Source organism: Paraburkholderia saeva (assembly GCF_907164555.1).
Classification (GTDB): Bacteria; Pseudomonadota; Gammaproteobacteria; order Burkholderiales; family Burkholderiaceae; genus Paraburkholderia; species Paraburkholderia saeva.
Map to the genome: position 1 here is coordinate 41,954 of NZ_CAJQZC010000007.1, position 21,816 is coordinate 63,769.

The window sequence follows — 21,816 nt, forward strand, 5'->3', positions numbered from 1 at the left end:
CAGCAACGAACGACACGCGGTGCTATGCTCGATCGCTCTTTGTCCTCCTTCGCGAGAACCTATGAGCGCGCTCTTCTCTCCGCTCACGCTGCGCAGCGTGACGCTTCGTAACCGTATTGTCGTGTCCCCGATGTGCCAGTACTCCGCCGAACGTGGCGAGGCAACCGGGTGGCACATGATCCACCTCGGTCACCTCGCGCTATCGGGCGCGGGACTCCTATGCATCGAAGCGACGGCCGTCGAGCCGGACGGGCGCATCACGGCGGGCGATCTCGGACTGTGGGACGACGCGACCGAAGCCGCGCTCAAGCCCGTGCTTGCCGCAATTCGCAGGCACTCGCATGTGCCCGTTGCGATGCAGCTCTCGCACGCCGGCCGCAAGGCTTCGAGCCATGTGCCATGGGCAGGCGGTCAGCTGGTTCCCGTGTCTGAAGGCGGCTGGCTGCCGCATGCCCCTTCGGCGTTACCGCACAAGGCCGGCGAAGAGCCGCCGCTTTCGCTCGACAACGCCGGGCTCAACCGGATTCGCGAAGCGTTTGCCGCTTCGGCGCGCCGTGCAGCGCGACTCGGTATCGATGCGCTCGAAGTGCACGCCGCACACGGCTATCTGCTGCACCAGTTTCTCTCGCCGGTCGCAAACCAGCGGACCGATGAATACGGCGGCTCGCGCGAAAACCGCTTTCGTTTTCCGCTGGAGATCTTCGATATCGTGCGTGCGGCGTTTCCCGCCGACAAACCTGTTGGCGTACGCGTGTCGGCGACCGACTGGGTCGAAGGCGGCATCATGCTCGACGACACCATCGCGTTCGCGCACGAACTGAAAAAGCGCGGTTGCGACTGGATCGACGTGTCGTCGGGCGGCGTATCGCCGTTGCAGAAGATTCCGCTCGAGCCCGGCTATCAGGTGCCGTTCGCGCAGGCCGTGAAGAAAGCGACGGGGCTCACGACGATCGCCGTCGGCCTGATTACGGATGCGCAGCATGCCAACGGACTCGTCGAAGCGGGCGACGCCGATCTCGTCGCGATGGCGCGTGCGATGCTCTACGATCCGCGCTGGCCGTGGCACGCGGCCGCGCAACTTGGCGCGAGCGTCGAGGCGCCGCCGCAATACTGGCGCTCGCAACCGCGCGACCAGAAGGCGCTCTTCGGCGAAACAACGCTCGGACAGCGCTGACCCGCAACGACGACGAAGGACGACAGAAGGTTTTTGGCGGTTGAACGAAGCCGTCTCTAGCGTGTACGATGCCGGTTGTGGCGCAAGGGCGTCGCAGGATACGCGGCGCCGGTATGGCGCCGCGTTTGCTATCTACGTCAGAAAAACCGGCAGATTCTCAGGTTCACGGGAGCGACTGCATGTTCACCTTCAGTTCTTCACAAGGATTCATTCAATGAGTTCACGCAGGATCGCTGTGCGCCGTTCGGGTGTGCACGGCAAAGGCGTGTTCGCCGTGGAAGCAATCGCTGCCGGCGAACGGTTGATCGAATACAAGGGTGAGCGGATCACGTGGAAGGAAGCGCTGCGTCGTCACCCGCACAATCCGGACGAACCGAACCACACGTTCTATTTCGCGCTCGATAGCGGCCACGTGATCGACGGCAAGGTCGACGGCAACAGCGCGCGCTGGATCAATCATTCATGCGCGCCGAACTGCGAAGCCGAGGAAATCGACGGCCACGTGTACGTGCACGCGCTGCGCGACATCGAAGCGGGCGAAGAACTGTTCTACGACTACGGCCTCGTGATCGACGCGCGTCAGACGAAAAAGCTCAAGAAGGAATACGAATGCCGTTGCGGCGCGCGCAAGTGCCGCGGCACGATGCTGGCCGCGCCGGACAAGACAGAGAAGAAAGCGAAGAAGAAAAAGTGAACGGCAGGCGGCGCTACGCGAGCATCAGCGCCCGCCAGACAGTCACATATCGACCGGCGCCCTGTGCGCCGGTTTTTTTGTCACGCGCACGGGCACGTCGCGTCCGCTGGTAACGGCATCGGCCACGACCGGAATGCGCACGATAAAACGGGCGCCGCCTTCGGGTGCATCTTCGTAATGCACGCTGCCGCCGTGCAGCACCATGATGTCGTGCACGATCGCGAGGCCGAGACCCGCGCCACCATCGACGCTCGTATCGCTTTGCCCGTCGCCGCGGAAAAACCGCTTGAAGAGCTCTGCCTGCTGTTTCGGCGGCACACCCGCGCCGTTATCCTCGACGACGATTTCCGCCATCGTCTGGCCTTCAACGCGTGTCTGCGAGACGCTCATCGTGATGCGTGCGCCGTCGTAACGCGTCGGCGGCACGTATTTCAGCGCGTTGTCGAGCAGGTTCGCGATCACCTCATGCAGCAGCACCGGATTGCCGCGTGCGATCAGCGGATGGTCGTTGGTCGGATCGTCCAGACGCTGGAAGCCGAGATCGACGTGGACGGCGAGCGCGCGCGGCACCCATTCCGCGCCGGTTTCGAACGCGAGCGCCGCCATGTCGACGTTCACGAAGCGCGCGGCCTGTTCGCCTGGTTCCGCACGTGCGAGCGACAGCAACTGGTTCGACAGCCGGACCGCGCGATCCGCGGCGGCGCGCAGTTCGCGCACCGCGGCGAGCACCTGCTTCGGCTCGCGTGCGGTGGCGGCCTGCTCCGCGTGCAGCTTGACCGCGGTCAGCGGCGTGCGCAGCTGATGCGCCGCATCGGCGATGAATTTGCGCTGCGAATCGAGCGCGGTTTTCAGACGGTCGAGGAGACCATTCAGCGCGCTCGTCAGCGGGCGGATTTCGATCGGCACGAACGTTTCGTCAACCGGTTCGAGCGACGTGTGCGTCTGCCGGTTCAGCGAATCGGCGAGATCGGTCAGCGGATTGAGCTGCTGGTTGACGACGCGCCACACGATCACCCATCCGGCGAGCAGCAACAGCAACAACGGCATCATGATCGCGACCAGAAATTCGGCGGCGATCCGGAAACGATGGTGAACCGGCTGCCCGACTTCGACGACGATCGGGTTGCCCTGCGGCTGGTTCACGCGCACCTGTGCGACACGCACGCTGGTGCCTTCGTGCTGTGTCTCGAACACGTACGCATAGTGCATGCGACGCACGCTCGTGCCTTGCAGCGGCAGTTTGGGATCGCCGGCAATTTCGGTTTCGCCGTTGCTGATGCGGTAGACCAGTTGTTCGACTGGATCGGAGAACATCGCCTGCGCGAGCGGCGGCACGGTGATCGGCGCGTCGGGTCCGGCGATCTGCACCTGACGTGAGATCGCGGTAGCGAGGTCGGCGAGCGAACGGTCGACGACATGCTGCGTGTACTGCCAGGCAAGCCAGTACGCGATGAGCCCGCTCATCAGCGCGAGCAGCGAAAGAGGAGCAGCGAGTCGGCGCAGCAGCGAGCGCCGCAGGCTGTTCGCGACCGGGTGGGGCATGGTCGAACGCGCAAAAAAGATCAACGCGGTACAGATTACTCCTCGTCCGCGAAAAAAGCCGGGAATGGCCGGATGTCCCGATTCAGGAGGGACGTCCAGCCATCAGCCCGGCCAGGTCATGCTGCCCGAAAAAGCGCGTTACGCAGCCTGACGGATTTCCTGCAGCAAATAGCCGAAGCCGCGCACCGTGACGATTTCCACGCGGCAGGCTTCGAGCTTTTTGCGTACCCGGTGCACGTAGACTTCGATCGCGGTATCGCCGAGATCGCCGCCGAAGTGCGTCAGGTGATCCTGCAGTTGCGCCTTGCTGACCACGCGGCCGTGGCGCAGCAGCAGCATTTCGAGCACGGCAAATTCTCGCGGCGACAGTTCAAGCGGCTTGTCGTCGTTGAAAATGCGGCGATCGACACCCGACAGACGCACGCCGCCCAGCGAAACTTCCGGACGCGGCATGTCGCCATGCGGGCCGCTGCGGCGCATCACCGCGCGGATACGCGCTTCGAGTTCGGCAGGTTCGAACGGCTTTAGCATGTAGTCGTCGGCGCCGGAATTGAGGCCCTGAACGCGGTCGTTCAGCTCGTCGCGCGCGGTCAGCACGATCACCGGCGTGTGACGGTTGCTCTGGCGGAATCGCGAGAGCAGCGTCATGCCGTCGATGCCGGGCAAACCGAGATCGAGAATCACGAGCTCGTGACGGTTTTGCGTGAGAGCCTGTTCGGCGAAGATGCCGTCGTGGACCATGTCGACCGTGAAGCCGGCTTGTTCGAGGCTACTTTGGATGCCGCGTGCGATGGGGCGGTCATCTTCGATCAGAAGGAGTCGCATGGATTTCGCTCAAGTACAATGGGTTAGGCGTATCGTGCATGCGTTCGCCGGAGCGCCTGCTGCACAGCGTGTGTGGCGTTGCCGTGCGATCCGGCCATCGAAAGATCACGAAAGTCATGTCCGTCATTACGATCAACGAACTCGAAGCCGCGATCAATTTCTGGCGCAGCCGCTCGCCTTCGAGCGGCGACGAACTCAGCCTGTGCAAGGAGGCAAGCGCGCTCTCCAGGCCGTATGCGCAGATGATTGTACAGCGAGAGACCTGGCTCGCACCGGAACGTTTGGACGCGATTGCCCGGGAGGCGTGGGATTCTTACGTGCGCCTTAAAAACGGCCTGTAGAAGTGAAGGTTTGGTGGCCTGAATACCTGCAAAAACCTTTCATCAGACGCGTTCCAGCGGGTTTTCCCTGTCTCTGGCGTTCTTCCCTTCGCAATTTCACTTTATTTATTACGTCACGTTTCCGAGGCCGCTTTCGCGATGCCATCGACGAAACGGGCCAGTGCGATATCGCGCTCGGTGACCCCGTTCGCCTCGTGCGTGGACAGCGTGATCTCGACCTTGTTGTAGACATTGAACCACTCCGGGTGGTGGTCCATCTCCTGAGCCTTGATCGCCACGCGCGTCATGAAGCCGAATGCCTCGTTGAAATCGGCGAACTGCAGACTGCGCGCGATGGCGTCGCGCCCCTCAGTGACCTGCCAGCCGTCGAGCTGGCCTAGCTGCGCTGCACGCGCTTCGGACGTCAGTTTCTGGATCATCGGATATACCTCGCTCGTTCGGGTGTACGCGCGCGCCGTGGCGCCGCGCGCCTGGATCGGAGTGACCCGACTATTTTTTCACGGATGGGCGAGCGCTGCCGGGCACGGCGCCGGGCGCTCAGACGTCGCCATCGATGGCCCAGCCTTCCTGCGTGCCGCGCGTGATGATGCGGCCCGCATCGCGCGTTTCGCAGATGTCGCCGGCCGCAAGCGCAGGCTCGCCCGCGAGTTTCGCGAGCAGCGGTGCGAAGTCTGTCTGCGCCACGTCGAACAGCTGCGCGAAGTCGTCGATGACGAAGTAGGTCTTCTGGAACGTGTCGATGCGGTAGCGCGTCTGCATCACGCGTTCCAGATCGAAGCCGATGCGGTTCGGCGCGTCGCTTAACTGGCTGTACAGCGTTTCGCCCTTGCTCGACACGATGCCGGCGCCGTAGATTTTCACGCCGTTCGGGCTCGCCGCGTCGCGGATCAGGCCGAACTCCACCGTGTACCAGTAGAGACGGGCGAGGAGCGGCAGCGCACCGGCGTCGCTGGCGGCGAGTGCCGCGCTGCCGTAGGCGTGGATGTAGTCGGCGAAAACCGGATTGATCAGAAGCGGCACGTGGCCGAACAGATCGTGGAAGCAGTCCGGCTCCTGCAGATAGTCGAGCTGGTCCGGGCGGCGCATCCACCACGTCACCGGAAACCGGCGATTCGCCAGATGCTCGAAGAAGACGCGGTCGGGCACGAGGCCCGGCACGGCGACGATCTGCCAGCCCGTGGCGTGCGTGAGTTGCGCGTTGATCGCATCGAACGACGGCACCCGGTCGGCCGACAGATCCAGTTGCCGAACGCCCGCGAGAAACTCGTCGCACACGCGACCTTCGAGAAGCGCCGTCTGCCGCGTATAAAGCTGTTTCCACACCGCGTGATCGACCGCGCCGTAGCGATGCATCGGCTGATCGATGGTGAAGTCGGCGCGGGTTTCGAGACCCGCGTCGAACTGTTCCTTGAGCTTTGCGGTGTTGGCCGTCGACATAATGCTTGCCCGTCGCTGCAGAGTGAAGATGCCTGCAAGTGTAGAGCGAAGAACACGCGGAAAGGGCGCAAGTGTGGCGCCATTGAAGGTGAATATGCAATAATCGTGCATCAAATGGCTATTTAATGCGGAGAACGATCATGCTCGAACTGGATCACTTTGATCTGGCGCTTCTGGAAGTGCTGCAGCGCTTTGGGCGCGCCACGCACCAGCAGCTGGGCGAGCAGATTCCGCTGTCGCCTTCGCAGATTGGCCGGCGCTTGCAGCGGCTCGAATCGGCGGGGGTGATCGACGGCTATCGTGTCGTGTTGCGACCCGAGAAGCTCGGGCTCGGCGTAACCGCGTTCACCAGCCTGAAACTGAAGCACCACGGCGATTCGATCATCGAGCAGTTCCAGCAGCAGCTCGATGTGCTGCCGGAAGTGCTGGAATGTCACGCTGTGGTCGGTGACGCGGATTATCTGCTGCGAATCGTGGCACCCGACCTGAACGCGCTGTCATCGTTTGTGATGAAGAAGCTGATGCGCGTGCCCGGCGTCGACAGCGTACGTTCCAACATCGTACTGACGACGTTCAAGCGCAACGGGCCGCTGCCGCTCGGCCATCTTTCGGCGGGCGCGCCCGACGCGTAAGCGGGCGCGCGGTTGAAGCGGCAGCTTGCGGGCGTCAGGCCACCTTCAGCGGCTCCGTTTCGGGGTTGAGCAGGTCCACGTACGCGACCGCGACCAGATCCGCTTCCGGCACGCCGAGCTTCGCGAACATCGCGTGCGCTTCGGCCTGGCCACCTTCCTCGTCGTCATCCTGCGCGAGCACGACTTCGAGTTCGATGAAATCGCCCAGACCGTCGACGCGGTCCAGATGAATCCGCGTCCGCCCGGTCAGGTAGACGTGACGTTCCTTCGTGACAATGCCGCGCGTGGTCAGCGCGGTTGCCAGCAGCGAATGCATCGCTTCGGCGTTCGTGACCGGGCTGCGCGTGTAGTACGACGCCTTGGGGCCGTCGCGGTCGTCGCGCTGATAGAAGATCAGTTCGGCGGGCGTGCCGTCGTCGAACTGACGCAGCTTCAGACGTCCGCGCGGCACGTCGTAGAAGAAGTCCTGCTGGCGGAAGATCAGCGGCGCGTCCGGCGAAAGCTGGGCGGCGCGCTCGCGCAGTTCGTCGAATTGCCTGGCGCGGGCTTTGATCTCGATGTTGCGTGCCATGTGTGACTCCTGTCGAAAGATAGGGCGGGCGGCTTCACGTCATACGGCGAAGCGCGGCGGGATGGACCAACGGGAAAAGACAGAAAGAAGGCAGCGGTTGCGCACTGCGCAAAACTCGAATCTAGCAAAAAGCGCGTGACACTGTCTTTACATCACCCTGCAAGGCGGCCCCTCTCATGAGGGCCGCTCATATCGTCCACTGCTGCTCGATCAGCTTCAGGGCGGCGGCGATGGCCGGTTCGTCCTTGCGGCTCGCGAGCGAGATGAACGTGAGTTCCGTGGGCACCGTAATGCCTTCGACGATCGTCAGCGCGTGCGCGTGTGCTTCGGCGATCGCGGTGGCGTCGCGGGCAAGCGTGAGTCCGACGCCCGATTTGACGAGATCGAGCATCGACGGCTCCTGATCCACTTCCGCCACCTTGACGGGCTTTACACCTGCCTCGTCGAACAGACGCGACAGCAGCCGGTTGTGCGCCGAAGCCGGCGGCGTCCAGATCCACGGCAGCGCGGCGAGTGCGCGCCAGTCGCGCGCGCCCTTGACGCGATCCTTCCAGCCCGCCGGCGCCAGCACGCGATACTGGAAGTGTGTCAGCGTGACCACGTGAAACGCTGCTTCGCTGCGGCTTTCGCCGTCCGAAGGCTGGCCGATGTAATAACCCACGTCCAGTTCGCCCGCGAGAATCTGGTCGCGCACCCAGCCGGACATGCCGTGACGGAGCGCGGTTTCGATATGGGGCCACGTTTCGACGAGCTGCTTGAGAAAGCCGCCCAGTCGCAAGAATTCCGGATCGAGGATCGTGCCGATGCGCAGGCGGCCGCGCACTTCGTGCCGCAGCGCGGCAGCGGCGCGCTGCACGTCGCTTGCAGCATTGATTGCGCGCTCTGCGTGCGGCAGCAAGGCCTGGCCATCGCGCGTCAGCGTGAGCCCGTGCGACGTGCGCGTGAAGAGGGACACACCAAGCGTTTCCTGCAAATGCTTGATCTGCAGGCTGACGGCGGGTTGCGTCAGATGCAGTTGCACGGCCGCGCGCGTGAGGTTGCCTTCGCGCGCGACGGTGACGAATGCCCGGAGCAGAGTCAGGTCCATATCCTGATATTAGCGCGTCTTATATCGCAATTGAGCATAACTCATTGGATTTAGGGTGCTGTGGGCGTTTACGCTTCGGTGAAACGTGTGTGCAACGCACGCGTACCGATCTTCACCCGAGAGGAAAGACATGAGCGAGACAGATCAAGGCGCCCGCGTTCGCGCGCTGACCCACGTTATCAACGGCCGTGCGGCTGAAGGCAGGAGCGACCGCTTTGCCGACGTATTCAATCCGGCGCTTGGCAACGTGAGCGCGCGGGTTCCGCTTGCGAGCGTCGAGGAAGTCGATGCCGCTGTTGCCGCCGCGAAGGCCGCGTATCCGTCATGGAGCGAAACCGCGCCTATCAAACGCGCGCGCGTTCTGTTCAAGTTCAAGGAACTGCTCGACCGTCATCACGATGAACTGGCGGAACTGATCACGCGCGAGCACGGCAAGGTGTTTTCCGATGCGAAGGGCGAGGTGATGCGCGGCATTGAGATCGTCGAGTTCGCGTGCGGCATTCCGAATCTGCTGAAGACCGACTTCACCGACCAGATTGGTGGCGGCATCGACAACTGGAACCTGCGTCAGTCGCTGGGGGTCGTGGCGGGCGTGACGCCGTTCAACTTTCCAATGATGGTGCCGTGCTGGATGTTCCCGGTTGCGATTGCCTGCGGGAACACGTTTGTGCTGAAGCCGTCGGAGCGCGATCCGTCCGCTTCGATCCGGCTTGCTGAACTGCTGAAGGAAGCCGGCTTGCCGGATGGCGTATTCAATGTCGTTCACGGCGACAAGGTTGCTGTCGATGCATTGCTGCAGCATCCGGACGTAAGCGCGCTTTCGTTTGTCGGTTCGACGCCGATTGCGGAATACATCTACACGGAAGGCACCAAGCGCGGCAAGCGCGTGCAGGCGCTGGGCGGCGCGAAGAATCATCTGGTGGTGATGCCGGATGCCGATCTCGACCAGGCCGTCGATGCATTGATTGGTGCCGCATATGGTTCCGCGGGCGAGCGGTGCATGGCGATTTCGGTGGCGGTTGCCGTGGGTCACATCGCCGATGAACTGATCGAGCGGCTGACACCGCGCGTGCAGACGCTGAAGATTCGCAACGGGATGGATTCAGAGGCCGAGATGGGGCCGCTCGTGACGTCGGCACATCGCGCGAAGGTGGCGGGTTATATCGATGCGGGCGTGGCGGCGGGTGCGAAGCTGGTGGTGGACGGTCGGGGGCATCAGGTCGACGGTCACGAGGATGGATTCTTCCTGGGTGGGACCTTGTTCGACGATGTGAACACCGACATGACGATTTACAGGGAAGAGATCTTTGGCCCTGTGCTGTGTGTGGTTCGGGTGCCGGATTTTGCTTCTGCTGTTGCGTTGATCAACTCGAATGAGTTTGCTAACGGTGTGTCGTTGTTCACCTCCGACGGCGGTGTGGCCCGGGCTTTTTCGCGGCAGATCGAGATCGGGATGGTCGGGATTAATGTGCCGATTCCTGTGCCGATGGCGTGGCATTCGTTTGGTGGATGGAAGCGGTCTTTGTTTGGGGATCATCATGCCTACGGCGAAGAGGGTGTGAGGTTTTATACCCGCTATAAGAGCATCATGCAGCGGTGGCCTGACAGTATTGCTAAAGGCGCAGAGTTTACGATGCCGGTGGCTAAGTAAGGGTTTGGTTTTTGGTTGTTGGCCTTTCCTTGTTTTGCTTCTGGTTTATTAGCGTTGCCCCTGTGCGGGGCGGCACCTACTTTTCTTTGTCCCCCAAGGGGACTTCCTTCGGGGCGTCTTCCAAAGAAAAGTAGGCAAAAGAAAGGCGCTTCGAGAACTCACCTTTTCCAGGTGTGTCATCGCCGGGAATGGCAATCCATGAAGTGTCGCCCTCGCACTTCACACGGCATAGGTCCCCGCGCGATTTCATCTCGCGCGCGGTCCGTGTCCGTGACAAAGGTGTCATTCATCCCGCTTCGCACTACGTGCGTTGCGGTGGGGTTTTCGGGTGGTGAGCGGGTGTCTGTGAGCGGGTGTCTGGTTGGTGTGCGGACGCATCAGTAAGTTGTGCCCATCGACGACGCGCGAAGCGCGGAGTCGGGTGGATGAGTGCTTTGTCACGTGCTGTTGATGTGCGAGGGATGGAATCGCGGGGGGACCTACGTCCCATGAGGTGTGGGGGCGACACTTCATGGGTTGCCATTCCCCGACAACGATGCGCCTTGAAGAGGCGAGTTATCGGAGCGCCTTTCTTTTGCCTACTTTTCTTTGGAAGACAAAGAAAAGTAGGTGCCGCCCCGCACAGGGGCAACACTAATAGACCGACACGAACACAAGGAAAGGCCAAAGAATTCCAGAGCAACGAAAAAACCCAAACCGATATGTCGTGAACGGCGACACGGACAAGGAGACACCGGGTGCCCAGCATGAACGAAGAGAAAGCAAAACCCAACCGCCAGCTGGAAGGCGAATTCGACTACATCGTCATTGGTGCAGGCACGGCAGGCTGCGTCCTCGCAAACCGCCTCAGCGAAGACAAAGACGTGCAGGTACTGCTAATAGAAGCCGGCGGCAAGGACGACTACCACTGGATCCACGTACCCGTCGGCTACCTCTACTGCATCGGCAATCCCCGCACCGACTGGCTCTATAAAACACAGGCAGAACCCGGCCTGAACGGCCGCTCCCTATCCTATCCGCGCGGACGTGTGCTCGGCGGCAGCTCGTCGATCAACGGCATGATCTACATGCGCGGTCAGCGCGAAGACTACGACGACTGGGCCCGCGCCACGAACGACCCGTCATGGGCCTGGCAAAACGTCCTGCCCGTCTTCAAACGCAGTGAGGACTATTACGGTGGCGCCAGCGAATCGCACGGTGCAGGTGGCCCGTGGCGCGTCGAGAAACAGCGCCTCAAATGGAAGGTCCTCGAAACCTTCGCGCAAGCCGCGCAGCAAACCGGCATCCCGGCCACCGATGATTTCAACCGCGGCGACAACTCAGGTGTCGGCTACTTCGACGTCAACCAGAAACGCGGTATCCGCTGGAACGCTTCAAAAGCCTTCCTGCGCCCGGCAATGCAGCGCCCAAACCTGACCATCATCACAGGCGCGCATACCGAACGTCTCGTCTTCGAAGGACGCCGCTGCACGGGCGTCGAATATCGCGGCGGCGACACCCACTTCGTCGCAAAGGCGCGCTGCGAAGTCATACTCAGCTCGGGGGCAGTCAACTCGCCGCAGTTGCTGGAGCTCTCAGGTATCGGTAACGGCGCGCGTCTGCAACAACTGGGTATCGATGTCGTGCGCGATCTGCCCGGCGTCGGCGAAAATCTTCAGGACCATCTTCAATTGCGCATGGCCTTCAAGGTCAACGGCGTCCGTACGCTCAACACGGCGTCGGCGCACTGGTGGGGCAAGCTGATGATCGGCCTGCAATACCTGCTGCTGCAAAGCGGACCGATGTCGATGGCGCCTTCGCAGCTCGGCGCGTTCGCGAAGTCCGATCCCGATGACCGCGCATTGACGCGTCCCGATCTCGAGTACCACGTGCAGCCGCTCTCGCTCGACCGCTTCGGCGAACCGTTGCACCGGTTCAACGCGTTCACCGCGTCAGTTTGTCAGCTGCGTCCCACGTCGCGCGGCAGCATCCACATCGAATCGAACGATCCCCACTCGGCGCCGCTCATCGCGCCGAACTATCTCTCCACCGACTACGACCGTCACGTCGCCGCCAATGCGTTGCGGCTCACGCGCCGGATTGCCGCGGCTCCCGCGCTCGCGCGCTATGGCCCCGAAGAGATCCTGCCGGGCATCCAGTTCCAGACGGAAGAAGAACTGCAGCAGGCGGCGGGGCAGGTCGGCACGACGATCTTTCATCCAGTCGGCACCTGCCGCATGGGCCTCGCCGATGATCCCGCCGCAGTCGTCGATAACCGGTTGCGCGTGATCGGCGTCGCTGGGCTGCGGGTCGTCGACGCTTCGGTCATGCCCACCATCACGTCCGGCAACACGAACTCGCCCACGCTGATGATCGCGGAACGGGCAAGCGACATGATCCGCGCCGATCGTCGTGCCCGACAGTCGGGTCTCGAAACAGACACATACCGTCCGCAAACCGTGTCCCTTGCATGACATGCAAGGCTTGCGCGCAATCGAATGGCTGATGCGCATAAAACACTAAGTGCAAATCCCAATGAATGCGCTGCATCATTGGCGAGACAATGGCATCCGTGCTGCGTGGTGCGGCATGGATTACCGTCCGTATTGGTGCACCACGCAAACAAGCGACACGGGGGTGTCGTCATAAAACGTCGCGCGGCTTTCAGGCGCGGAAGATCGTAGCGGTTCGCCTTACTCCGTATGGAAGGGAACATGATTCTCGGCGACACGATTCTTGAGACGCGCGGATTGACCAGGGAATTCAAGGGCTTCACCGCAGTCAGCGGTGTGAACCTGCGCGTACGCCGTGGTTCGATCCATGCACTCATCGGCCCGAATGGTGCCGGCAAAACAACCTGCTTTAACCTGCTGACCAAATTCCTCGAACCTACAGCGGGCCAGATCGTCTTCAACGGTGTTGACATCACGGGTGAACGGCCGGCGCAGATCGCGCGGCGCGGCATCATCCGCTCCTTTCAGATTTCCGCGGTATTTCCGCATCTGACAGCATTGCAGAACGTCCGCATCGGGTTGCAACGCTCGCTCGGCACCGCCTTTCATTTCTGGAAGAGCGAACGCACGCTGCGCCAGCTGAACGATCGCGCGATGGATCTGCTCACGCAGGTAGGTCTCACCGATTTCGCCGATGTGCCGACCGTCGAACTCTCATATGGCCGCAAGCGCGCGCTCGAAATCGCAACGACACTTTCGATGGAGCCCGAACTCATGCTGCTCGACGAACCGACGCAGGGCATGGGCCACGAGGACGTCGATCGCGTGACGGCGCTCATCAAGAAAGTATCGGCGGGACGCACGATCCTGATGGTCGAGCACAACATGAACGTCATCGCCGGCATCTCGGACACGATCACGGTCCTGCAACGCGGCGAGGTGCTCGCCGAAGGCAACTACGCCGACGTATCGAAGAATCAGCTCGTGATGCAGGCCTACATGGGTAGCGCGGACGCGGCCCTCGCCGGAGCGCACGCATGAACACAATGGCGGAACGCGAAAGCGCCGAGGTCAGCGGCGCGGCCGGCGCTGTGCCCGCGCTTGCGATTGCAGGCCTGCAGGCCTGGTATGGCGAGTCGCACATCCTGCATGGCGTCGATCTCACGGTGAACCAGGGCGAAGTCGTCACGCTGCTTGGCCGCAATGGCGCCGGCCGCACGACGACCCTGCGCGCGATCATGGGCCTCACGGGGCGCCGCACCGGTTCGATCCAGGTAGCCGGGCGCGAAACCATCTCGATGCCGACGCACAGGATTGCCCACTGCGGCATCGGCTATTGCCCGGAAGAGCGGGGCATCTTTTCGAGCCTGTCGTGCGAGGAAAACCTGCTGTTGCCGCCGCCTGTCGGCGACGCGGCGCGCGCGATGTCGATCGAAGAGATCTACTCGATGTTTCCGAACCTGAAGGAGCGGCGTGCAAGCCAGGGCACGCGTCTGTCAGGTGGGGAGCAGCAGATGCTGGCCGTCGCGCGCATTCTGCGCACCGGTGCCAACCTGCTGCTGCTCGACGAAATATCCGAAGGTCTCGCGCCCGTCATTGTGCAGGCGCTCGCGCGCATGATCATGACGCTCAAGTCGCGCGGCTACACGATCGTGATGGTGGAACAGAATTTCCGGTTTGCGGCGCCGCTCGCGGACCGTTTTTACGTGATGGAACACGGTCGTATCGTCGAGCATTTCGGCGCAGGGGAGCTCGAAAGCAAGATGCCTGTTCTACACGATCTGCTCGGGGTGTAAGCGTCAAGGTACTGTGAACGCCTGAATGCCTCTGAATAATCACAAGTATGGAAACAAGGAGACACGCATGAAACTGAAGACTCTCGCAGGGCTCGCGGCACTTTGCTTCGCAAGCACCGCGTTGACGATGGGCACGGCCCAGGCCGCCGCGGGCGACACCGTGAAGATCGGCTACATCACCGATCTTTCCGGCTTGTATGCAGATATCGATGGCCAGGGTGGCCTCGAAGCGATCCGCATGGCAATCGCTGATTTCGGCGGCAAGGTGAACGGCAAGCCGATCGAGCTTGTCTATGCCGATCACCAGAACAAGGCCGACATCGCCGCTTCGCGCGCGCGTGAATGGATCGACCGTGACGGCGTGACGGCTATCATCGGCGGCACGAATTCGGCGACGGCACTCTCGACCAACCAGGTCGCGGGCGAAAAGAAGATTCCGTACATCAACATCGGCGCGGGCGCGGACAATCTGACGAACGAGCAATGCACGCCGTACACGGTGCACTATGCGTACGACACGATGGCGCTCGCGAAGGGCACGGGTTCCGCCGTGACGAAGCAGGGCGGCAAGACGTGGTACTTCCTGACGGCTGACTACGCGTTCGGCAAGGCACTGGAGAAGAACACCGCGGACGTCGTAAAGGCGAACGGGGGCCAGGTGCTCGGCGAAGTGCGTCATCCGCTGTCGGCATCGGACTTTTCGTCGTTCCTGTTGCAGGCGCAGGGTTCGAAGGCGCAGGTGCTCGGCCTCGCGAATGCCGGCGGCGACACGATCAACGCGATCAAGGCCGCGAAAGAATTCGGCGTCACGAAGACGATGAAGATCGCCGCGCTGCTGATCTTCCTGACCGACATCCACAGCCTCGGCCTCGAAACCACGCAGGGTCTGGTGGCGACAGACAGCTGGTACTGGAACAAGGACGACAAGACGCGCGCCTGGGCGAAGCGCTACTTCGACAAGATGAAGAAGATGCCGACGAGCCTGCACGCCGCGGACTACTCGGCTGTCACGACGTACCTGAAGGCCGTGCAGGCAGCCGGCACGACCGACAGCGACAAGGTGATGGAGCAGCTTCACAAGATCAAGATCGACGACTTCTACGCGAAGGGTTATATCCGCCAGGACGGCAGCATGATTCACGACATGTATCTGATGGAAGTGAAGAAGCCGTCGGAATCGAAAGAGCCGTGGGACTACTACAAGATCACCGCGACGATTCCGGGTGAACAGGCTTTCGGTACGAAGGCGGAGTCGCGCTGCGCGTTGTGGAAGTAAGCGTCGGCTGACGCGCGCCCGTTCGGGGCGCGGCAGGCGGCACCGTCGCACGTAGCACGCACGAGGTGTGCGGCTACGTGCGGACGCCCGACGGCCCGCGCGCGCCGAGTGGTTCGCGCGTCTATCGATCTCATCTGGACGACGGGTTAATGGATATCTTTGGCATTCCGCTTCCGGCGATGCTGAGCCAGTTGCTACTCGGACTCGTGAACGGTTCGTTCTACGCAATCCTGAGCCTGGGTCTCGCCGTGATCTTCGGCCTGCTCAACGTGATCAACTTCGCGCACGGAGCGTTGTTCATGCTCGGCGCGATGCTCACGTGGATGGGTCTTTCGTATTTCAATCTCCCTTACTGGGTGATGCTCGCGCTCGCGCCGCTGCTGGTCGGGCTCTTTGGCATCGTCATCGAGCGCACGATGCTGCGCTGGCTCTATCGCCTCGACCATCTCTATGGGCTGCTGCTGACCTTCGGGCTCACGCTGGTTGTCGAAGGTGTGTTCCGTTCGGTCTACGGGTCGTCGGGTCAGCCTTACGACGTGCCTTCCGCGCTGTCCGGCGCGACCAATCTCGGCTTCATGTTCCTGCCGAACTATCGCGCGTGGGTTGTCCTCGCGTCGCTGGTCGTGTGCTTCGCGACGTGGTTCGTCATCGAGAAAACGCGTCTTGGCGCGTATCTGCGTGCCGGCACTGAGAACCCGAAACTCGTCGAGGCGTTCGGCGTCAACGTGCCGCTGATGATCACGCTCACCTATGGCTTCGGTGTCGCGCTCGCGGCGTTTGCCGGCGTGCTGGCGGCGCCCGTCATTCAGGTCTCGCCGCTGATGGGGCAGCCGATGATCATCACGGTGTTCGCCGTCGTCGTGATCGGCGGGATGGGTTCGATCATGGGTTCGATCCTGACTGGCCTGATGCTCGGTGTGATCGAAGGGCTGACACGTGTGTTCTATCCGGAAGCGTCGGCGACCGTCGTCTTCGTGATCATGGCGCTGGTGTTGCTGGTGCGCCCGGCGGGTCTTTTCGGCAAGGAAAAATGATGCAGAGAAAAGCGCTATACGGGCTGCTGTTTATCGCGCTGATCGCCGCGCCGTTCATCGGCGCCTATCCGCTGTTTGTGATGAAGGTGTTGTGCTTCGCGCTCTTTGCGGCCGCGTTCAACCTGCTGATTGGTTACACGGGGCTGCTTTCGTTCGGGCATGCAATGTTCCTTGCGTCGGCGGGTTATACGACGGGTTATGGCATCCAGACGCTCGGGTTTTCGCCCGAGGTCGGTCTGATTGCGGGCACCGCGGTAGCGACGCTGCTCGGACTGATCGTCGGACTCTTCGCGATCCGTCGCCAGGGCATCTACTTCGCAATGGTGACCCTCGCGCTCGCGCAGATGGTCTACTTCGTGTTCCTGCAGGCGCCGTTCACACACGGCGAAGATGGCCTGCAAGGCGTGCCGCGCGGCAAGCTGTTCGGCATGCTGAGCCTCTCGTCGGATCTCGCGCTGTATTACGTCGTGCTCGCGATCATGGTGCTGGCGTTTTTGCTGATCGTGCGGATCGTGCATTCGCCGTTTGGCCAGGTGCTCATCGCGATCAAGGAGAACGAACCGCGCGCGGTTTCACTCGGCTACGACACGGATCGCTTCAAACTGCTGGCATTCGTGCTGTCCGCCGGGCTCGCGGGTCTCGCTGGGTCGCTGAAGGTGCTCGTGCTGGGTTTCGAGACGCTTGGCGACGCGTACTGGACGATGTCCGGTCTCGTGATCCTGATGACGCTCGTGGGTGGCATGGGCACGCTCTTCGGGCCGCTGCTCGGCGCGACGTTGATCGTCGCGCTCGAAGACCGGCTTGGCGACATCGGCACCGCACTCGCGAACGTGACGGGCATCGACTGGTTCCGCTCATTTGGCGAATCGGCGACGATTGTCACGGGCCTGATCTTTATTGCCTGCGTGCTGGCGTTCAGACGAGGCATTGTCGGGGAGATCGTCGCACGGGTCCGGCCGCTACGTGCATGAGCGAGCGTTTCGCGCACATCCACATATGCTTCGGAATCCGATATAAGTGGAGGGCGGGATACTCACGCTGTGATGTATTGGAACCGCGCTGGGGAAGTCACAATCCCGCCCCAAATTGGTGCTGCATTGCACCACTAGGGTAAATGCTAGTTGTCCCTTGAATCGGGGTTGTTTAATCTTCACGCAGTTCTGGAGCACCGGCAACACGAAATTTGCAGGTGGAGAACGAGGAGACATGAGGCACAAAGTGCCCACACGAAAGCGCTGTTGGATTGATATCCAACAGCGCTTTTTATTTGCATTTCCGGTTTTGCATCGCTGTATTTCCAGTTCATCCGCGCTCATTCCTCACCGCATTTCCTCACGCATTTTCCGGTCGTATTTTTCGCTGGATTATCAACGCATTGAAGCCTCCAAAACGCTTGCAGCCCGGCGTGCGCGTCCGCTAAACTCGCCATTCGCCGACCATGTGGTCGGTGTAAAAAATCTCGAATGATTTGAGTCGGCGCTATTGCGCGCGGATATGACGGGGCAGAGGAGCGGAATGAAGTCGGCAATGCGATGGATCAGCGCGACATGTGTCGCGGCGGGCGTACTGGCAGCATGGAGCGGCGCAGCATCGGCACAGGTGAAAATCGGCGTGACCGTATCGGCAACGGGCCCGGCGGCGTCGCTAGGCATTCCGGAAAAGAACACGATCGCGCTCTTGCCGAAGGAAGTCGCCGGCCAGAAGATCGAATACATCGTGCTGGACGACGCGACCGATTCGACCCAGGCCGTGAAGAACGCCCGCAAGCTCACGAGCGAAGACCGCGTCGACGCGATCATCGGCTCGACGGTCGTGCCGAATTCGCTGGCGATGATCGACGTGGCGGCTGAAACCACCACGCCGGTGATCTCGATGGCCGCTGCCGCTGCGATTGTCGAACCGATGGATACGAAGCGCGCGTGGGTCTACAAGACGCCGCAGAACGACATCCTGATGGCGACGGCCATCGCGCAGCACATGTCCAATCACGGTGTGAAGACGGTTGCGTTCATCGGTTTCTCCGACGCCTACGGCGAGAGCTGGTTCCGCGAATTCGGCAAGGCCGCGGATCTCGCGAAGATCAAAGTGGTGGCGAACGAACGCTTCGCGCGCAACGACGCTTCGGTGACGGGTCAGGTGTTGAAGATGATGTCGCAGAATCCGGACGCCGTGCTCATCGCCGGTGCAGGTACGCCGGCTGCGCTGCCGCAAAAAACGCTGAAGGAGCGCGGCTACAAGGGCAAGTATTATCAGACGCACGGCGTCGCGAATAACGACTTCCTGCGCGTGTGCGGCAAGGATTGCGACGGCACGTATCTGCCTGCCGGCCCGCTGCTGGTTGCGGACCAGTTGCCCGATTCGAACCCCGTGAAGAAATCCGCGCTGACGTACAAGCATGCATATGAAGCCGCGTATGGCGCAGGCTCTGTGTCGACGTTCGGCGGCCACGCGTGGGATGCGGGTCTGCTTCTGCAACGCGCGATCCCCATCGCATTGAAGAAGGGCCAGCCGGGTACACCCGCATTCCGCGACGCGTTGCGCGCAGCGATCGAAAGCACGAAGGACATGCCGGCTTCACATGGCATCTTCAACATGAGCGCGAACGATCACTCGGGCCTCGATCAGCGGGCGCGTGTGATGGTCGAGATCGTCGGCGGCAAGTGGAAGCTGGCCACAGACTGATCCGAGGCGAGATAACACATTTGAACCCGGAAAAAGGCACGTCCAGTCAGACGTGCCTTTTTTTCTGCGTATCGGCATTGCAGCAACGCAGAGGCGGTTTGTCCCGAACAGGGAAAACCATGCTATTCACGCCCGAAGCCGAAAGCCAGATTCAGAAACCGGCGTGAAAGCCGGATTAAACAACAGGCAGTGCACAGCGTTTGGAGACAGCAATGAGAACAACAGGCAACTGGGTACGCGCAAGCCTCGCAGCGGCGCTCGTATGCGGCGCGACGGCCGCATCGGCGCAGGTGAAGATCGGGGTGACGTTATCGGCGACCGGGCCGGCTGCGTCGCTCGGCATTCCGGAGAAGAATACGATCGCGCTGTTGGCGAAGGAGATTGGCGGCAAGAGCGTGGAGTACATCGTGCTCGACGATGCATCGGATACGAGCCGCGCGGTGCAGAACACACGCAAGCTGATTGATGAAGACCACGTCGACGCGATCATCGGCTCGACGGTCACGCCGAACTCGCTGGCGATGCTCGATGCAGCGTCGCAAGGCAAGACGCCGATGATATCGATGGCCGCATCGGCCGCGATCATCGCGCCGATGGACGCGAAGCGGACGTGGGCGTTCAAGACGCCGCAGAACGACAGCCTGATGGCTGACGCGATCGCCGGATACATGGAAAAGCACGGCGTGAAGACCGTGGGCTTCATCGGCTTCTCGGATGCGTATGGCGAGAACTGGTACACGGTGTTCAACGCGGCGGCCACAACGCATCATCTAAAGGTCGTGTCGACCGAACGCTATAACCGCACGGACGCTTCCGTGACGGGCCAGGTGCTGAAGCTGGTTGGCTCGAATCCGGATGCGATTCTGATTGCGGGCTCGGGTACGCCGGCCGCGTTGCCCGCGAAGGCGCTGAAGGAGCGCGGCTACAAGGGCAAGATCTACCAGACGCACGGCGTCGCCAATAACGACTTCCTGCGCGTATGCGGCAAGGACTGCGAAGGCGAACTGCTGCCGACCGGCCCGGTTCTCGTGACCGAGCAGCTGCCGGATTCGAACCCAGTGAAGAAATCGTCGGAGGCGTACAAGGCAGCCTATGAAAAGGCCTATGGCGTGGGCACGCTGTCGACGTTCGGCGGTCACGCATGGGATGCCGGCCAGATGCTGCAGCGTGCGATTCCGGAAGCACTGAAGAAGGGGCAGCCGGGCACGGAGGCGTTCCGCGAGGCACTGCGTGCGTCGCTTGAGAACCTGAAGGATCTGCCGGTCGCGCACGGCATCATGAACACCACGACGACCGATCACAACGGCTTCGATAACCGCGCACGCGTGATGGTCGAAATCGTCGACGGCAAGTGGAAACTCCAGAACGACTAAAAAAGTACGCGCTTCTCGCATGCGGTGTGGCGATGAGGCTGCACCGACATTCTGTTCGACGAAAATGGCGACGACCGCCGCGCCTTATCCGGGTGCGGCGGTCGCGTTTCAGGGCAGGGATGACGAACTCATTCCGAAGACAAGGCGCTCGCGTTTGATGCGATGACGCCGGTTTCAATTTCGACTTCGACTTCGACGTTTCAGAGGAAGTATGGATCTATCAATAGCGGCGATCCTCGCGCAGGACGGGATCACCACGGGCGCAATCTACGCGTTGCTCGCGCTTGCGCTGGTGCTGGTGTTTTCGGTGACGCGGGTGATCTTCATCCCGCAGGGCGAGTTCGTTTCATATGGCGCGTTGACGCTCGCCGCCATTCAGACGCAGAAATTTCCCACCACGTGCTGGCTGCTGATCGCGATGGGGGCGGCGTGCTTTGTCGTCGAGACGGCGGGGCTCGTGCGGCACCCTGAGCGGCGGCGCCACGCAGCGCGCACGCTTGCGACGCTGGTCGGCAAATATCTGCTCTTCCCGATTGCCGTCTATGCGGTGACGCGCGGTCTCTTCATGCAGCCGCTACCGATGATCGTGCAGATCGCGTTGACGCTGCTGATCGTGATTCCGATGGGACCGTTCGTGTACCGGCTTGCGTACGAACCGATCGCCGAAGCGACGACGCTGCTGCTGCTGATCGTCGCAGTGGCCGTGCACTTCGCGATGGTTGGGCTTGGCCTCGTGATGTTCGGCGCGGAGGGCTCGCGCACGACGGCTTTCTCCGACGCGACGTTCAACATCGGCAGCATGACGATATCCGGGCAGAGCCTGTGGGTGGTCGTCACGGCCGTCGTACTGATCGGAGCGCTGTACCTGTACTTCGACCGCTCGATCTCGGGCAAGGCGCTGCGCGCGACGTCGGTGAACCGCCTTGGCGCGCGCCTCGTCGGCATTGGCACGACGCAGGCGGGGCGGCTCGCGTTCACGCTGGCCGCCGGCCTCGGCGCGCTGTGCGGCATCCTCGTGGCGCCGCTGACGACCATCTACTACGATTCCGGCTTCCTGATCGGCCTGAAGGGGTTCGTGGGGGCGATCATCGGCGGTCTCGTCAGCTACCCGCTGGCGGCCGCGGGATCGATCCTGGTGGGCCTGCTGGAGTCGTACTCGTCGTTCTGGGCAAGTGCCTATAAGGAAGTGATCGTGTTCACGTTGATCATCCCGGTGCTGCTGTGGCGAAGCTTCGTCAGCCCGCACGCTGAAGAGGACGAGGAGTGACA

21 protein-coding genes are annotated in these 21,816 nt (G+C 61.9%); 15 read left to right on the forward strand and 6 right to left on the reverse strand.

Features of this window, described 5'->3' with window-relative positions; all coding sequences use genetic code 11:
- Positions 1-61 precede the first annotated feature (61 nt).
- Complete coding sequence (locus LPA36_RS18770; protein ID WP_228879858.1) at positions 62-1,174, forward strand: NADH:flavin oxidoreductase/NADH oxidase; 1,113 nt, start codon at positions 62-64, stop codon at positions 1,172-1,174.
- A 214-nt stretch (positions 1,175-1,388) separates the two neighbouring features.
- A complete protein-coding gene (locus LPA36_RS18775; protein WP_228879862.1) occupies positions 1,389-1,868 on the forward strand; it encodes an SET domain-containing protein in 480 nt (159 codons plus the stop codon).
- 42 nt (positions 1,869-1,910) lie between these two features.
- Here the strand turns inward: LPA36_RS18775 and LPA36_RS18780 are convergent, their stop codons facing one another.
- A complete protein-coding gene (locus tag LPA36_RS18780) occupies positions 1,911-3,410 on the reverse strand; it encodes a sensor histidine kinase (protein WP_228879865.1) in 1,500 nt (499 codons plus the stop codon).
- A 138-nt stretch (positions 3,411-3,548) separates the two neighbouring features.
- On the reverse strand, positions 3,549-4,235 hold the full coding sequence (locus LPA36_RS18785; protein ID WP_133661401.1) for a response regulator transcription factor: 687 nt from the start codon (positions 4,233-4,235) through the stop codon (positions 3,549-3,551).
- Positions 4,236-4,351: 116 nt separating this feature from the next.
- Between LPA36_RS18785 and LPA36_RS18790 the strand changes: the two genes are divergently transcribed.
- Entirely contained in the window at positions 4,352-4,576 is a 225-nt protein-coding gene (locus LPA36_RS18790) for a DUF3717 domain-containing protein (protein WP_228879868.1), read from the forward strand.
- A gap of 113 nt (positions 4,577-4,689) precedes the next feature.
- Here the strand turns inward: LPA36_RS18790 and LPA36_RS18795 are convergent, their stop codons facing one another.
- Complete coding sequence (locus LPA36_RS18795; protein WP_267478596.1) at positions 4,690-5,052, reverse strand: 4a-hydroxytetrahydrobiopterin dehydratase; 363 nt, start codon at positions 5,050-5,052, stop codon at positions 4,690-4,692.
- A gap of 61 nt (positions 5,053-5,113) precedes the next feature.
- Positions 5,114-6,013: a phenylalanine 4-monooxygenase gene (gene phhA, locus LPA36_RS18800; protein WP_228879873.1), complete on the reverse strand. Its 900-nt coding sequence runs from the start codon at positions 6,011-6,013 to the stop codon at positions 5,114-5,116.
- A 140-nt stretch (positions 6,014-6,153) separates the two neighbouring features.
- On the opposite strand from phhA, the gene LPA36_RS18805 reads away from it, so the two are divergent.
- Complete coding sequence (locus LPA36_RS18805; protein WP_228879875.1) at positions 6,154-6,645, forward strand: Lrp/AsnC family transcriptional regulator; 492 nt, start codon at positions 6,154-6,156, stop codon at positions 6,643-6,645.
- Positions 6,646-6,679: 34 nt separating this feature from the next.
- On the opposite strand, the gene LPA36_RS18810 is transcribed toward LPA36_RS18805, so the two are convergent.
- Together LPA36_RS18810 and LPA36_RS18815 are read right to left on the reverse strand one after the other, a co-directional pair.
- Positions 6,680-7,216, reverse strand: a complete 537-nt coding sequence (locus tag LPA36_RS18810) for a class IV adenylate cyclase (protein WP_228879877.1) — start codon at positions 7,214-7,216, stop codon at positions 6,680-6,682.
- A gap of 187 nt (positions 7,217-7,403) precedes the next feature.
- On the reverse strand, positions 7,404-8,303 hold the full coding sequence (locus LPA36_RS18815; RefSeq protein WP_228879879.1) for a LysR family transcriptional regulator: 900 nt from the start codon (positions 8,301-8,303) through the stop codon (positions 7,404-7,406).
- A gap of 130 nt (positions 8,304-8,433) precedes the next feature.
- Between LPA36_RS18815 and LPA36_RS18820 the strand changes: the two genes are divergently transcribed.
- The 11 genes from LPA36_RS18820 to LPA36_RS18870 all read left to right on the forward strand — a co-directional run bounded on the left by LPA36_RS18820 (position 8,434) and on the right by LPA36_RS18870 (position 21,814).
- Positions 8,434-9,954: a CoA-acylating methylmalonate-semialdehyde dehydrogenase gene (locus tag LPA36_RS18820; protein ID WP_228879881.1), complete on the forward strand. Its 1,521-nt coding sequence runs from the start codon at positions 8,434-8,436 to the stop codon at positions 9,952-9,954.
- 746 nt (positions 9,955-10,700) lie between these two features.
- A complete protein-coding gene (locus LPA36_RS18825; protein WP_228880463.1) occupies positions 10,701-12,407 on the forward strand; it encodes a GMC family oxidoreductase in 1,707 nt (568 codons plus the stop codon).
- 240 nt (positions 12,408-12,647) lie between these two features.
- On the forward strand, positions 12,648-13,427 hold the full coding sequence (locus tag LPA36_RS18830; protein WP_228879884.1) for an ABC transporter ATP-binding protein: 780 nt from the start codon (positions 12,648-12,650) through the stop codon (positions 13,425-13,427).
- Entirely contained in the window at positions 13,424-14,182 is a 759-nt protein-coding gene (locus tag LPA36_RS18835; RefSeq protein WP_228879890.1) for an ABC transporter ATP-binding protein, read from the forward strand. The genes LPA36_RS18830 and LPA36_RS18835 overlap by 4 nt, the downstream gene beginning before the upstream one ends.
- 67 nt (positions 14,183-14,249) lie before the next feature.
- On the forward strand, positions 14,250-15,458 hold the full coding sequence (locus tag LPA36_RS18840) for an ABC transporter substrate-binding protein (protein ID WP_228879893.1): 1,209 nt from the start codon (positions 14,250-14,252) through the stop codon (positions 15,456-15,458).
- A 149-nt stretch (positions 15,459-15,607) separates the two neighbouring features.
- A complete protein-coding gene (locus LPA36_RS18845; RefSeq protein ID WP_228879894.1) occupies positions 15,608-16,492 on the forward strand; it encodes a branched-chain amino acid ABC transporter permease in 885 nt (294 codons plus the stop codon).
- The gene (locus LPA36_RS18850; protein ID WP_228880469.1) at positions 16,492-17,463 is read left to right on the forward strand and encodes a branched-chain amino acid ABC transporter permease; all 972 of its coding nucleotides are present in this window, start codon (positions 16,492-16,494) and stop codon (positions 17,461-17,463) included. The genes LPA36_RS18845 and LPA36_RS18850 overlap by 1 nt, the downstream gene beginning before the upstream one ends.
- A gap of 235 nt (positions 17,464-17,698) precedes the next feature.
- Positions 17,699-17,959, forward strand: a complete 261-nt coding sequence (locus tag LPA36_RS18855; protein ID WP_228879896.1) for a hypothetical protein — start codon at positions 17,699-17,701, stop codon at positions 17,957-17,959.
- A gap of 48 nt (positions 17,960-18,007) precedes the next feature.
- Entirely contained in the window at positions 18,008-19,174 is a 1,167-nt protein-coding gene (locus tag LPA36_RS18860; RefSeq protein ID WP_228879898.1) for an ABC transporter substrate-binding protein, read from the forward strand.
- 212 nt (positions 19,175-19,386) lie between these two features.
- Positions 19,387-20,547, forward strand: coding sequence for an ABC transporter substrate-binding protein (locus tag LPA36_RS18865; RefSeq protein WP_228879901.1), 1,161 nt, complete (start codon positions 19,387-19,389; stop codon positions 20,545-20,547).
- 211 nt (positions 20,548-20,758) lie between these two features.
- The gene (locus LPA36_RS18870; RefSeq protein ID WP_228879904.1) at positions 20,759-21,814 is read left to right on the forward strand and encodes a branched-chain amino acid ABC transporter permease; all 1,056 of its coding nucleotides are present in this window, start codon (positions 20,759-20,761) and stop codon (positions 21,812-21,814) included.
- The last annotated feature ends 2 nt before the right edge of the window (positions 21,815-21,816 follow it).

Bases quoted from the DNA above. Each gene is read 5' to 3' on its own strand.
- LPA36_RS18830 (WP_228879884.1), top strand. From the start codon at position 12,648: ATGATTCTCGGCGACACGATTCTTGAGACGCGCGGATTGACCAGGGAA.
- LPA36_RS18835 (WP_228879890.1), top strand. From the start codon at position 13,424: ATGAACACAATGGCGGAACGCGAAAGCGCCGAGGTCAGCGGCGCGGCC.
- LPA36_RS18850 (WP_228880469.1), top strand. From the start codon at position 16,492: ATGCAGAGAAAAGCGCTATACGGGCTGCTGTTTATCGCGCTGATCGCC.
- LPA36_RS18865 (WP_228879901.1), top strand. From the start codon at position 19,387: ATGAGAACAACAGGCAACTGGGTACGCGCAAGCCTCGCAGCGGCGCTC.
- LPA36_RS18780 (WP_228879865.1), bottom strand. From the start codon at position 3,410: ATGCCCCACCCGGTCGCGAACAGCCTGCGGCGCTCGCTGCTGCGCCGA.
- LPA36_RS18860 (WP_228879898.1), top strand. From the start codon at position 18,008: ATGAAGTCGGCAATGCGATGGATCAGCGCGACATGTGTCGCGGCGGGC.
- LPA36_RS18785 (WP_133661401.1), bottom strand. From the start codon at position 4,235: ATGCGACTCCTTCTGATCGAAGATGACCGCCCCATCGCACGCGGCATC.
- LPA36_RS18815 (WP_228879879.1), bottom strand. From the start codon at position 8,303: ATGGACCTGACTCTGCTCCGGGCATTCGTCACCGTCGCGCGCGAAGGC.
- LPA36_RS18845 (WP_228879894.1), top strand. From the start codon at position 15,608: ATGGATATCTTTGGCATTCCGCTTCCGGCGATGCTGAGCCAGTTGCTA.
- LPA36_RS18770 (WP_228879858.1), top strand. From the start codon at position 62: ATGAGCGCGCTCTTCTCTCCGCTCACGCTGCGCAGCGTGACGCTTCGT.
- phhA (WP_228879873.1), bottom strand. From the start codon at position 6,013: ATGTCGACGGCCAACACCGCAAAGCTCAAGGAACAGTTCGACGCGGGT.
- LPA36_RS18855 (WP_228879896.1), top strand. From the start codon at position 17,699: ATGAGGCACAAAGTGCCCACACGAAAGCGCTGTTGGATTGATATCCAA.
- LPA36_RS18825 (WP_228880463.1), top strand. From the start codon at position 10,701: ATGAACGAAGAGAAAGCAAAACCCAACCGCCAGCTGGAAGGCGAATTC.
- LPA36_RS18870 (WP_228879904.1), top strand. From the start codon at position 20,759: ATGGATCTATCAATAGCGGCGATCCTCGCGCAGGACGGGATCACCACG.
- LPA36_RS18810 (WP_228879877.1), bottom strand. From the start codon at position 7,216: ATGGCACGCAACATCGAGATCAAAGCCCGCGCCAGGCAATTCGACGAA.
- LPA36_RS18820 (WP_228879881.1), top strand. From the start codon at position 8,434: ATGAGCGAGACAGATCAAGGCGCCCGCGTTCGCGCGCTGACCCACGTT.
- LPA36_RS18775 (WP_228879862.1), top strand. From the start codon at position 1,389: ATGAGTTCACGCAGGATCGCTGTGCGCCGTTCGGGTGTGCACGGCAAA.
- LPA36_RS18790 (WP_228879868.1), top strand. From the start codon at position 4,352: ATGTCCGTCATTACGATCAACGAACTCGAAGCCGCGATCAATTTCTGG.
- LPA36_RS18805 (WP_228879875.1), top strand. From the start codon at position 6,154: ATGCTCGAACTGGATCACTTTGATCTGGCGCTTCTGGAAGTGCTGCAG.
- LPA36_RS18840 (WP_228879893.1), top strand. From the start codon at position 14,250: ATGAAACTGAAGACTCTCGCAGGGCTCGCGGCACTTTGCTTCGCAAGC.